The organism is Janthinobacterium violaceinigrum (assembly GCF_009208555.1).
GTDB lineage: Bacteria > Pseudomonadota > Gammaproteobacteria > Burkholderiales > Burkholderiaceae_D > Janthinobacterium > Janthinobacterium violaceinigrum.
In genome coordinates, this window is record NZ_WFLI01000019.1 from 49633 (window position 1) to 61562 (window position 11930).

Here is an 11930-nt window from a genome sequence, read left to right on the forward strand (position 1 = left end):
AGCTTCGCATGCATCATCGGCCGCTAATGTCTTCCTGTCATCCCGTTTCTTCTCCCGTTTCTCTCTTGCTTTTCCCTTTCACCTGCGCCCATCCGGGCCGTGGTAACCCAGGAAATGGAGCGTAAATGGCCTCTCCCCGCTTGAAATCCATCCACCGCAGCACTCCCGGCACCGTACCCGCTGCGCCGTCCCCTGTCGACGAAGTGCTACCTGCCGGCAAGCTGTTCACCCTGGGCTTGCAGCATGTGCTCGTCATGTATGCGGGCGCCATCGCCGTGCCGCTGATCGTCGGCCGTGCCCTCAAGCTGCCGCCCGAGCAGGTGGCGGCGCTGATCAGCGCCGACCTGTTCTGTTGCGGCCTGGTGACCCTGATCCAGTCCCTGGGAATCGGCAAGTACTTCGGCATCCGCCTGCCCGTGATGATGGGCGTCACCTTTGCCGCCGTCAGTCCCATGTTGGCCATGGCGAATAACCCGGCCCTGGGAATCACGGGCATCTTTGGCGCCGTGATCGGCGCCGGCGTCGTGTCCATGCTGATCGCTCCCTTCATCAGCCGCCTGCTGGCCCTGTTTCCGCCCGTGGTTACCGGCAGCATCATCGCCGTGATCGGGGTGTCGCTGATGCGCGTGGGCGTGAACTGGGCCATGGGCGGGCCGCCTGCGATGGCGCAAATTGCCGATCCCGCCTTCCTCAAGATGGCCGCAGCGGCCACGGCGGCCGGCTTGCCCGCACCAGCCGGCCCCGTGCCCCTGATTGCCAACCCCGGCTATGGCGCACTGGACAATATGGGCATCGCCTTCTTCGTGCTGGCCGTTATCTTGTTGGTGGCCAAGTATGGCCGCGGTTTCCTGTCGAATATCGCGGTACTGGTCGGTATCATCGCCGGCACGGCCCTGTCGTTTGCGCTGGGCAAGGCTGATTTCGCCAAGGTGGCCAGCGCCAAGGCCTTTGCCATCGTCACGCCGTTCCAGTTCGGCATGCCCACCTTCGACGTGGTCGCCATCGTGACCATGAGCCTGGTGATGATCGTCGTCATGATCGAGTCGCTGGGCATGTTTTTGGCGCTGGGCGAGATGACGGACAAGCGCATCACACAGGCCGACATCAGCCGTGGCTTGCGCGTCGATGGCCTGGGCACCCTGATCGGCGGCATTTTCAACACTTTCCCGTATACCTCGTTTTCGCAGAACGTAGGCCTGGTGGGCGTGACGGGCGTGCGCAGCCGCTGGGTTTGCGTGGCGGCCGGCATCATCCTGCTGGTCATGGGCGTGATCCCGAAAATTGCGCAGACGGCCGAGGCAGTACCGGCGTTCGTGCTGGGCGGGGCAGGGCTGGTGATGTTCGGCATGGTGGCCGCCACCGGCATCCGCATCCTGGCCGGTGTCGACTACAAGAGCAACCGCAACAACCTGTTCATCGTGGCCTTGTCTATCGGCTTCGGCATGCTGCCGCTGGTGGCCGAGCAATACGCGCAGCATATGCCCAAGGCCCTGTCGCCCCTGCTGCATAGCGGCATCCTGCTGGCCGCCATCGTCGCCGTGCTGCTCAATCTGTTCTTCAACGGCCTGGCCTCAAGGGAAGAGGCGAGCAAGCAGGCGCGCGAGAACAGTCACGGCAGCGATTGAGGCGCAGCCAGCCGCCGTGAGCGCGCTGCGCGCCGCTCAGCCAGGTGGCAGAAGCTTGAGCACCACGCAATTGCGTCCCGCATCCTTGGCGTGGTACAGCGCGGCGTCGGCCAGGCGCAGCAGGGCGTCCGGATCGGCGGCGCCCGGTGGCGGCTGGATAGCGATGCCGACGCTGATCGTCACATGCTGCGCATCCGCGCTCGCGTGGGCGATACCCAGGTCGTCGATGGCGCGCCGCAGCGCTTCGCCGATCTGGCGCGCCTCGTCTGCGCCGGTGTTCGGCAGCACGATCGAAAACTCTTCGCCGCCGTAGCGTGCCGTCAGGTCGCCTGCGCGCCGCATGCCGGCCGTCAGCGCCTGCGCGACACGGATCAGGCATGCATCGCCGGCCTGGTGGCCGTGGCGGTCGTTGTAGCGCTTGAAGTAATCGACATCGAGCATGATGACGGCAAGCGGCTGGCCGACGCGCGTGGCGCGTGCACATTCGGTGCGCAGCACGTCGTCGAAATGGCGCCGGTTCGCCAGGCCGGTCAGGCCGTCGGTGATGGACAGGGTCGCCAGTTTGCGGTTGGCGTCTTCCAGCTGCTCGGTGCGTTCGGCAACGCGCCGTTCCAGGCTGTCATGCAGCCGGGCGCTGGAGATCGAGATCATCGCCTGCGCGCCGAGCATGCGCAGGAAGGCGACGCGCTCGCTCGTGAACGAGGCTTCGGCAAGCCGGTTCTCGAAGTACAGGATGCCGTCGATCTGCCCGCCGTGCCGGATCGGCAGGCACATGACGGCGCGCGGCCGCTGCAGCTGCACGTACGGGTCGGCGGCAAAGCGCGAGACGCCCGTGATGCTGTCTTCGATCACCTCGGCACCGGTGCGGATGACGTAGCGAAGCAGCGACAGGGGAAACTGCGGGTCGCTGGCGGCGTTCAGGTCGAGCCGGCGCGCTTGCAGCACGGTGACGACATCGCCATCGCTGTCGCCATCGATATTGGCCTCCAGCTGGTAGCTGTCTTCGGCGCGCAGCAGCAGGCGCGCCACCTGTCCGCCGGCGTTTTCGCAGACGATGGAAATGAGGCGCGTCAGCACGTTGCGCAGGCCGACTTCGTTCGACAGGATCTGTGTCGCTTTCAGCAGCGACACCAGGTCGAGCGCCGAGCTGCCGCGCGCGTGGGGGCCGCTATGCAACGTCGCGCTGCGGCCGTCCATCCTTGACAGCAGTGCATGGTGGCGCGCGCGCAGCTGCGCCACCTTGCCTTCCGCGCCCCACTGGCCGTAATGCGCGATGGCGTCCTGGATGAAAACCGCGGCCACGCGCGTATGCCCCTGTTCAAGCCAGCATTCGCCGCACAGCTCATTGGCCAGCGCCTGCACGTTGACGTAGCCCGCCAGGCCGGCGGCGTCGATGGCCTGCTGGTAGCAGCGCGTGGCCAGCTGCAGATCCCCCTGGTAGCGCGCCATCTCGGCCATCACCAGCAGATGCCTGGCGCCGCTATTGTCCGAGCCTTGCCGGGCCCAGTCGGCAAGATTGGCCTGCAGCGCCGCGATCGTGGCCAGCACCTCGGCCGCATCGGCACGCGCCGGAGCGCGCCGCAACGCGCGTATCCATATCAGCGCCGCGTAGTAGCTCGATTCGACGACCTTGGCCTGGCCGCGCATGATCTGGGTGATGATGCCGAGCTGGCCGGCCAGCAGTTCGGCGTCGGCGCTGTCGAACAGGCAGGCATTGCGGATCTTCCCCTGCAAATAGTAGGCGCGGTACAGGTGCGAACCGCCATACTGTTCGAGGAAGCGCGCCTCGCTGAACGTCGCGTCGTCGTAGCTGTCGTGGCGGGGCAGGAGGCCCATCAGGCATTTGGTCGGCTGGACCGCGGCGGCGACACAGCAATCGGCCATCGCCTGCTGGCCGTTGGCGCGCATCAGCGAAAGGTCGTGCTCGATGTCGTGCATCAGGTGCGGCAGGTAGTCGCCGAGGATCATCCGGTCGGTGGCGCGCACGGCCGCCACCACGCCCACCTGCACGAAATCGGCGATTTCCAGTGCCCAGCCAAAGGCTTCCTCGTACAGGGCGTCGGAGCTGCGCAGCGGCTGCGTCCAGTGGTTGCAGAGCGCGCCGAACATCAGGCCCGTGAGCGTGCGCGTCTGCAGGTTGCCACGCCGCCTGGCCATCGCCATCGCCATCGCGCCGAAGTCGTAGCCGCGTGCGACGTCCCCGCTGTACAGCGCAAGCATCATCGCGTAGCCGATATAGGCGACAGCGCTGAAATCGCTGCTTCCCCGCTGCATGGACAGGCGCGTCATCGATACCACCATCAGCGCGCTCAGGTCCTGCTGGCCGGCGTAGTAACTGGCCATCCACAGGCCCTGCATCATCTGCATCGCGGCCAGCGCGTCCGGCTCGCACATCTCGGGGGCCGCCAGCAAGGTGTCGGCCGCCTGTGCGCCATGCAGGCGGCCGAGTTCGGCAAGAATGTCGGCGAAGCGCGCCTTCATCTGCGCCACCTCGTGCGGTATGTCGATATTCAACTGCGCGAGGCCATCGCGCTGCACGGCAATGGCGTCGAGCAGGCGGCCCTGCAGTTGATACTGGTGCGCCTGGATGGCAATGCAGCGTACCTGCAGCAGCGGCGTCAGGGAACGGGCCCGCACCAGAGGATAGATCGCCTCGGCAGCATCGAACTGGCCGCACAGGTAGGCCGCTTCGGCCGCGCCCAGTTGCAGGTCGATCCAGAGGCCGGCGTGCCTGTTCCATGCCTCAGGCGGCAGCAGGCCGAGCCCGATCCGCATGTGCTCCAGGGTGGCCTGGAACGCGGCAGAACGCCGCGCCTTGACGCCGGCCTGGAGATTGAGCGCGGCCAGTTGCACGCGCTCGCCCGCATCGTCGATCAGCGTGCGGCCGGCGTTGAGCTGTTCGACGATTTCAAACAGCATTTCATCCTGGCGTTCCGGCGGCGCGTGCCGCAGGAGCAGGTGGCCGATGAGCAGATGGTTGGCTGCGCGCGTGCCGGCATCGGCGACAAGGTAGGCGGCCTGCTGCACCCGGTCATGCAGGAATCGGTAGCTGACGCCGCTTTGGCCCGCGTCGGTGCCGCCATGCACGTATTTATAGCGTTCGTCGAGCGGCTGGATCAGTCCTGCCTTGAGCGCCGGCCACAGGTCTTGCTGCGTGTCCCAGGGCGTGCGGCTTGCTGCCAGCGCGAGCGTGTCGAGCGTGAAGCGGTTGCCGCTGGAGGCGGCCAGTTGCAGCAGGCGCTGCGTCACTTCGGGCAGGCGGCGGATTTTCTCCAGCAGTACCTCGACCACGTTGTCGGTGTATCTGGCCTGTTCTATCGCGGGCAGGTCCCAGTCCCAGCAATCGTCGGCGGCCCGATAGCGCAGATGGCCCGCTTCATTGAGCGCGGCCAGGAACTGGTTGAGGAAAAATGGGTTGCCGGCAGTCTTGCGGTAGCAAATACGGGTCAATGGCGCGCAGCCGGCGGCCGGCACGCGCACGGTGGCCGATACCATTTGCGCCACCTGCGGCTCGGTCAGTGCGCGCAGTAACAGCGTCGACAGGCGCACGCCGCGTGCGCGCAGCTTGTCTTGCAGCGCGCTGAGCGGATGCGCGGCGCCCACTTCGTTGTCGCGGTAGGCGCCGATCAGCAGCATGCAGCAATTGTCGCCGGAGACCATCAGCAGTTCGATCATCCGCAGCGTGGCCGCATCGGCCCATTGCAGGTCGTCGAGGAACAGCACCAGCGGATGCCCGGCGGTGGCGAAGACGTCGACGAAGCGGGGGAACAGCCGGTCCAGGCGGTGCTGGGCCTGTGTCGGCGCCGACTCCGGCATCGCGTCGGTGGGCCCGACGATCAATGCCAGCTGCGGTATCAGTTCGACCAGCACGCCCATGCCGCTGCCCAGGGCGGCGTGCAGTTTCCCCGACCACTGCCGCAGCGTTTCCTCGGGCAGGCCCAGCAACTGGCGCACCAGCCCCTGGAAGGCTTGGATCAGCGGGGCATAGGGGACGTCGCGTTGCAGCTGGTCGAATTTGCCGGACAGGAAGCAGCCGCGCCGGGCGATGATCGGCTTTTGCACTTCGTTGATGACCGCCGACTTGCCGATGCCGGAGTGGCCGGCCACCAGCAGCATTTCGCAGGTGCCCGCCGCGCTGCGCTCGAACGCCGCCAGCAGCGCGGCGATGGCATCTTCGCGCCCATGCAGCGTCTGCGGGACAAGGAAGCGGCCATTGTGGTCGGACAGTTTAAGGGCCTGTGCCGGCTTGTCCGCGCGGCAGGCTGCGAGGTCGCTGCGCAGGCCCTGCAAGCTCTGGTAGCGCTGATCGGCATTTTTCTCCAGCAGCCGCTGGATGATCGGCAGCAGCTGGCCCGGCAAGCTTGCCAGCGCCGGGTGCGACCAGTCGGGACTGCGCGCAATGTGGCAATGCACGAGTTCCATCTCGTCGCCCGTCTCGAACGGCGCCTGGCCGGCCAGCAATTCGTACAAGGTGGCGCCGAGCGCATAGAAATCGGCGCGCCAGTCGACCCGCCGGTTCATGCGCCCCGTCTGTTCCGGCGCCATGTAGCGCAGCGTGCCTTCCAGCGTACTGAGATTGACGATGCCCTGGCTTTCGTATGGCAGTTCGCAGGCGATGCCGAAATCGGTCAGCTGCAGCCGCCGTTGTTCTGCATTCCACACCAGGTTGGAGGGGTTGATATCCTTGTGGATCACGCCCTGGCGATGGACTTCCTCCAGCGCCGCGCACAGTTGCAGCGCGATGTCGAAAAAATCGTCGAGTGCCAACGCGGGCTGCGATGGCGTCCTGCGCGCCGCCACCTGCGCGCGCAGAATCTGGTCGAGCGCCTGGCCACCCGTATCTTCCTGGATCATCGTCCAGCGTCCGCCATGCAGCTGCAGGGCAAGCGGATGTACCACGCCAGGATGGCGGCAGCGGCGCGCGATCGCATACTCGCGCTTGAATTGCGCCAATTGCTGAAAGGAGGGAAACGGCTGATTCGGTTTCTTGACGACCAGCGCCGTGCCATCGGCAGCCCGGGCGCGGTAAACCTGCGAGCGGGAACCGCTGTGCAGCTGTTTGATGATCTCGTGGTCGAAAAAGGAGCTCATGGGCTGTAGCGGGACACAGACGGTTGCGGGAGCCTTGAGGCGCAGATTTCGTGGTATTACTTGATTGTAAGTATTATATCAGTAGGGAACCGCGTGGGAGCGAGCGTGGCGAGCGGTGCTGTTGCAAAAATGCCAGTGGCGGGGGAGTCCGGAACCGGAGGCTCTCTCTGGCACCAACTTCCCCCATGCATGGGAGAAGTTCAGATGAGAAAGCCTTCATGTGGGCAGTGCTCACTATGCTGCAAGCCCGTCGGCTTGCAGTATGGGGCGCCAGACTTGAGCAATTTTTTCGAAACCCGTCGGCGTTGGATGCAGTTCATTGGCCCAGTCATTGTCACTTAATGTGCCGCGGCTATCGATAAGACGAACACGGCCAGGGTAACGAACGACCAGCCCTTTCAACCGCACGGTGAACTCGTCGATCAAAAAACGGATACAGGCATCTTGCAGGTGAGTGGGCACATTTGCGACGACTAGCGCAGCGCGCAGCCAACTGGTACTTTCGATAAAAGGAAGATGGATGCCGGTTGGCCGGGCATAGTCATAGTTATGCAAATAGATTTTCGTGGGCCCGCTTGCATTTTGCGCCGTATTCCATGTCGCCCCAATGATCTTGTCGATAAGAGCGATGTAGCTTCCGATCACCTTGTTTAACAGCCACTCCAGGCTCTGCTCGTCGTCGCCATGCCGGTAGCAGGCTTCCGCTGTAGTGCAAGCGGAGCAGTCATTCAATAGTAGCGGGCGCAGGTCGGACAGGCCGGCGAAGTCGTTGCCTCCACCGCTGATAAATACCGCTGACAACGAATCCCCATGCAGTTGTAGCGCCGTTTGGATTCTTCTTTTGTAGGTTCCGTATACATAATCGTAGGCTTCGGCACCATTGTTGCCGTGAGCCAGAATGTAATGTTCTTTCGTCTCAACTAAATTTCCTAATTTATTCAAGAGCGACCCGCCGGGAAATAAATACCAAAACCAGCTATCGCCGATTGCCAGGATCGATGGTTGATGAAATTCATTTTGCATCCTCACCTCATCCCAATAAACATTTCTATCCTGCATGATCATTCCTCCCGCGTAGGCTATATTTGAATTCATGCTGAGGGGGCTTGCCAGAACGCAGCAATCTCCCCGGCATTGCGAATGTTTGCTCCTGCCGCCTGTAGCGACGGGCTTGCCCGGGCTACGATGCGGTGGGCTTGCTGTCTATTAGTTAGCGGAGCGTCGGATTAGTTGCATGCTCGGATGCGAATGTCGGCTTCGGGATTATTGTGCTGAAAAATCGAGCGGCAACATTCAGGCCTCCAGGCAGTCGGCGATCGTTCAGTGCGGCGATTCTGGGTAGGCCAGGCTGGCAGGATTTCTATCACAAGCCAATAGGGGGGCAGCCTCTTGGCATGCGCATATGTTGCAGGTTCATGCTGTTTCCGTGCCCTCACTAACTCTTGTAGGTCGTCAAGGTTTCTCTCTGTTCTCGCGGATGATGTTCCGTATTTCTTCAATTAGCCACCACACATGCAGGGGCGTCGCTAGTCCGCCTGTTTGCCCGTGAAAACGTGCTCTTGCATCGTGGCGTAGCTTTGGCGCCTGGCTGTTACTGCCTGGTTTTTTGATGTCGCGCGTCAGTTTGCCGACCCAGTGCACGTGCTGCTGGCGCGTCGAGTGGCCCAGTTCAGCCATTCAGTGGCAAGTGTCGGCCCGAGCCGCACGCGCGCCTTGTCCCCTTTGACCTCGGCGATGGTGCCCGGGCGGATCAGGTTTCGCAGCAAGTGGTGGGGGGCGGACAGGTCGGCGTTCATGCAGTGTATGTTGCCGAAATCCGCGTGCGGATGCACGCGGGGGCGGGTTGATAAGCGAGTTAATGGCTTTATAATCGTTAGTTGTCTATCTTTCTATAAAATTTCTCGTTCAATAACGTGGACTTACTTCCTTCATTACCTCTTGTTAGATCAATTCTTATAGGAACATTTGATGTGAAATCACCTTCGTAGACTTCAATAATTAAAGTTATATCTGAGTCGATCAATCGATTGCTTTTTAAGACTTTGATAATCTTAATTTTTGATCCAATAGGAACTAAATTGGCAAATGCAATCTGATGTCCACCTATGCCAGGGGGAGGCATCAACGTGACATAGTCAACTGGCGCATTTGAGTGTTTTTTGATTCCATGGCCAATTATCGGTCCTGTAATCTCATAGGTTTTTCCGATCAATTTGGAGTAGCCTTCTTCATTGCTAATGTCTATAAATTTCTCAGAATAGCAACCAATTAATCCAAAAACAAAGAAAACAACAATAAATTCATAAAATTTTTTCATGATCTAGCTCCGGAAACGTGGAAATTTAGCCCATTCTCTAAATCCCATGTCTAGTGCTCGAAAGGAGTTTGCTCCTTCTTTTTTACGGCGTCTAAATATGCTCCTGGCATAGTTGGGATATTTGCCTTCCAATCTACTGGTATTGCTAATCTGGATTCTAATACCGGAGGTCCGATAGTGAATAAGATAGCTCCATATACCCAGCCCAACAGTAGTGTGGGGAAAAAATAAAAGTTGCTAATTGTATATTCTCGAATCAGAATAGATGTTCCCCTGAGTGCAAGTTCTGCAGCAAACGCCGCTGCAATCCATCCGATAAATCCTATAATTGCACCTAAAAGTGCTCGGTTGTGCCATGGATAAGTAAAAATAGATCGGTTTAATATGTATATTGATAGGGAAATAAAAGTGAGTAATGTGCACGTAATTACAAAAACGTTATAGTGTCGAGCAATCAAGCAGGTCCATAAGACCTGTAAGATGGTACTTAATGCTATAAAGATAATATTTAATTTCATTATTTTTTACCTGCGTCACGAAAAATATTTCCTGGGAATAGAGTTCCGCTTGTTACGTTCGGAAAATATGGCGACTGATTTAATACGTTTGAAACATTTACGGCGCATTGAGCGATACCTGGGCTTTGCATTCCTTCATTTTTTGCAATAACCGTTGTTCCTCTTTTTTGCTTGTATCTTTGCAATTTTTCTCAATTTTCGAGTCGGTGTGGTATTTTGAAAATTTACCTATACTCGCTGTGCTTCCCTCTACGACATCACCAGTGCGGCCGCCGTTGCTTTGTGCGTACGAACCGCTAGGATCAAATAAAATCGGTTGTCCTCTTTCGCCCGCCTGTGACATGTAAAGTGCCGCATGATCTCGAAGTCCCCATGAATTGGTTGTTACCAGCACGCACGTCTCGAGTCCGTTAGAATCAATAGACGAAATGGGATTTCCCCCAACATATGCATAGGTATTGATACCTCCGACTAGTCCAATTGGATCACTCTGCAATAGCCTACCATAGGATACGGGTGAGATACGGAAAGGGCACAATCGGGATACGCCTGACGCCAACGTGCCCAGCAAAGCTTACTTTGATGGTCGCTCTGCCCTCCGAAGTGCGACCTCTTCGGAAGCCGATTCCCCCTTTTTTGCGTCAATCTTCTTCAGAGAAACCAACAGGTCGTCAATTTCGGCGTCATTCTCCGGCTTCCGAAGTATTGTGATGAGACCGACCAACGCGTCGGCATTCTGACATTTCGCGGCCAGCCGGAAATATTTTTCCGCCTGCTGCAACTCTAGCGATGAATACAAATGATATTGCGCGAGCCTATATGCTGAAACACAATTGCCTTTTTCGGCTTCGGCAACAAGTTGAGATAAATCCCGCTGAGTAAGGTTAAACGGTCGATCTCCACGCTGCGCTTCATTTGCGGAGATTCGTGACTGCTGAAAATAAACGGCGCATCCAATGGCGAGCAACGCAATAATTGATAGCCCTGTCGCTATTAGGATGCCCTTCCGTCGGTGAAAGGTTCTCAATATTTTCTCCCTTTATAGTTCTGATTTTGGGGAGCGTTGTGCCAGATCCCGCCCTCACCACTTGGTGGAGTTTTCTCAAGATCGCCACGTGTCGGATATGTAAAATCGCCACCAACATATGCATAGGTGTTGATCCCACCAGCCAAGCCAATCGGATCGCTCTGCACATACCGTCCTAGCGAGGCATCATAGTAACGGTTCCAGTTGTACCACAACCCTGACTCGGTATCGTAATACTGGCCTGGAAAGCCGATATGCATGCCACCAATATTGTCGATGATGACGGTGCGGTCAAATGCCGCGTTGGCGGCGCGCCATGCAATGGCGCCATTCGAGCCGGTCAGCACTTCCGGCCGGCCCAGCTTGTCGTTATGGCTGGCGTAGAACTGGTCGTTGCGCAGCACTTCCGGGCCGACGCCGATAAACAAGGTGGCCTTGATATGGTAGTCGATGACCTGGGCGGCCTGGACCGTCAGTCGGTCGCCCAGGGTGCGCACTTCCTCGGCGTTGAGCGCGCGCGCCACAGTGGTCAGCAGTTCGGCGCTGGCAATGCCCGTGTCGTTGTTGGCCAGCACCGTGACGATGACGCTGGCCCAGGCCCGACAGGCTGCGCCCGGTGGCGGCGTGCATGCCCATCATGATTGCGATCTGCCCGACTGGTCGCCGCCGGCTTTGACGCCGCCGTGCGGATGTTTGGCCAGGCTGATGGCGCCGGCCAGCACATCCTCGCTGGCCTTGATTGTTCCTTGCACGGCCATGGCCACGCCGCCAGCGGTACCGGCTTTGGCGTTCACGCCGCCATTCAAGGCGGTGGCGCCATTGACGGTTGCCGATTGCTCGACAAGCAGCTTGCCCATGACGGTCAGGTCGCCCGTGCAAATGGTGCTGGGAGCGTTCGACGTGACCTTGTCGGCGGTGATGGTGGCCGTGCCGCCTGGCAGGGTGGCCGTCAGGGCATGGGCCGCATGGTCGTACTGCACCACGGCGCCGTCAGGATAATGGGTTGTATGGACGGACTGGTTCAGTTCCGGCGCGTCAAATGCCTGCGAGTACAGGGCCGGCAGGATGGTACCGCGCGTCAGATCGCCGCCGGGTGAAAAGACGATCACTTGTTCGTCGACAGTCGGCGCCGACCAGGTGCGGGTGCTGCCGGCGCGCCGTGCTGCCCAGTTCAGCCATTCGGTGGTGAGTGTCGGCCCGAGCCGCACGCGCGCCTTCGTCCCTTTGACCTCGGCAATGGTGCCCAGGCGGATCAGGTTTTGCAGCAAGCGGAGGAGGTCGGACAGGTCGGCGTTCATGCAATGCATGTTGCCGAAGTCCGCGTGCGGATGCACGCGGGGGCGGCTTGATAA

The 11930-nt window shown here is 59.9% G+C and carries 10 protein-coding genes and 1 pseudogene; 1 reads left to right on the forward strand and 10 read right to left on the reverse strand.

The window, feature by feature from the left end; genetic code table 11:
- Positions 1 to 125 precede the first annotated feature (125 nt).
- Positions 126 to 1625 (forward strand): nucleobase:cation symporter-2 family protein, encoded by a 1500-nt coding sequence (locus tag GCN75_RS16840; RefSeq protein ID WP_193317539.1) that lies wholly within the window; start codon positions 126 to 128, stop codon positions 1623 to 1625.
- Between the two features lie 36 nt (positions 1626 to 1661).
- Here the strand turns inward: GCN75_RS16840 and GCN75_RS16845 are convergent, their stop codons facing one another.
- The 10 genes and pseudogenes from GCN75_RS16845 to GCN75_RS16885 form a co-directional block, all read right to left on the reverse strand.
- Entirely contained in the window at positions 1662 to 6716 is a 5055-nt protein-coding gene (locus GCN75_RS16845; RefSeq protein ID WP_152283489.1) for a diguanylate cyclase domain-containing protein, read from the reverse strand.
- Positions 6717 to 6950: 234 nt separating this feature from the next.
- Complete coding sequence (locus tag GCN75_RS16850; RefSeq protein ID WP_226941433.1) at positions 6951 to 7775, reverse strand: SGNH/GDSL hydrolase family protein; 825 nt, start codon at positions 7773 to 7775, stop codon at positions 6951 to 6953.
- A gap of 560 nt (positions 7776 to 8335) precedes the next feature.
- The gene (locus GCN75_RS16855; RefSeq protein ID WP_152283490.1) at positions 8336 to 8512 is read right to left on the reverse strand and encodes a phage baseplate assembly protein V; all 177 of its coding nucleotides are present in this window, start codon (positions 8510 to 8512) and stop codon (positions 8336 to 8338) included.
- A 77-nt stretch (positions 8513 to 8589) separates the two neighbouring features.
- Positions 8590 to 9033, reverse strand: a complete 444-nt coding sequence (locus tag GCN75_RS16860; RefSeq protein ID WP_152283491.1) for a hypothetical protein — start codon at positions 9031 to 9033, stop codon at positions 8590 to 8592.
- Positions 9034 to 9083: 50 nt separating this feature from the next.
- On the reverse strand, positions 9084 to 9551 hold the full coding sequence (locus tag GCN75_RS16865; RefSeq protein ID WP_152283492.1) for a hypothetical protein: 468 nt from the start codon (positions 9549 to 9551) through the stop codon (positions 9084 to 9086).
- Positions 9552 to 9648: 97 nt separating this feature from the next.
- Positions 9649 to 9945, reverse strand: coding sequence for a hypothetical protein (locus GCN75_RS29590; RefSeq protein WP_226941441.1), 297 nt, complete (start codon positions 9943 to 9945; stop codon positions 9649 to 9651).
- A gap of 21 nt (positions 9946 to 9966) precedes the next feature.
- Positions 9967 to 10122: pseudogene (locus GCN75_RS29595) on the reverse strand (RHS repeat-associated core domain-containing protein); the annotation flags it as partial.
- Positions 10123 to 10125: 3 nt separating this feature from the next.
- Positions 10126 to 10578: a hypothetical protein gene (locus GCN75_RS16875; protein ID WP_152283494.1), complete on the reverse strand. Its 453-nt coding sequence runs from the start codon at positions 10576 to 10578 to the stop codon at positions 10126 to 10128.
- A complete protein-coding gene (locus GCN75_RS29960) occupies positions 10575 to 11153 on the reverse strand; it encodes an RHS repeat-associated core domain-containing protein (protein WP_193317540.1) in 579 nt (192 codons plus the stop codon). Before GCN75_RS29960 ends, GCN75_RS16875 begins: the two co-directional genes overlap by 4 nt.
- 60 nt (positions 11154 to 11213) lie before the next feature.
- The gene (locus GCN75_RS16885) at positions 11214 to 11876 is read right to left on the reverse strand and encodes a phage baseplate assembly protein V (RefSeq protein WP_152283496.1); all 663 of its coding nucleotides are present in this window, start codon (positions 11874 to 11876) and stop codon (positions 11214 to 11216) included.
- Positions 11877 to 11930: the final 54 nt, after the last annotated feature.

Bases quoted from the DNA above. Each gene is read 5' to 3' on its own strand.
- GCN75_RS16840 (WP_193317539.1), top strand. From the start codon at position 126: ATGGCCTCTCCCCGCTTGAAATCCATCCACCGCAGCACTCCCGGCACC.
- GCN75_RS16845 (WP_152283489.1), bottom strand. From the start codon at position 6,716: ATGAGCTCCTTTTTCGACCACGAGATCATCAAACAGCTGCACAGCGGT.
- GCN75_RS16850 (WP_226941433.1), bottom strand. From the start codon at position 7,775: ATGCAGGATAGAAATGTTTATTGGGATGAGGTGAGGATGCAAAATGAA.
- GCN75_RS16855 (WP_152283490.1), bottom strand. From the start codon at position 8,512: ATGAACGCCGACCTGTCCGCCCCCCACCACTTGCTGCGAAACCTGATC.
- GCN75_RS16860 (WP_152283491.1), bottom strand. From the start codon at position 9,033: ATGAAAAAATTTTATGAATTTATTGTTGTTTTCTTTGTTTTTGGATTA.
- GCN75_RS16865 (WP_152283492.1), bottom strand. From the start codon at position 9,551: ATGAAATTAAATATTATCTTTATAGCATTAAGTACCATCTTACAGGTC.
- GCN75_RS16885 (WP_152283496.1), bottom strand. From the start codon at position 11,876: ATGAACGCCGACCTGTCCGACCTCCTCCGCTTGCTGCAAAACCTGATC.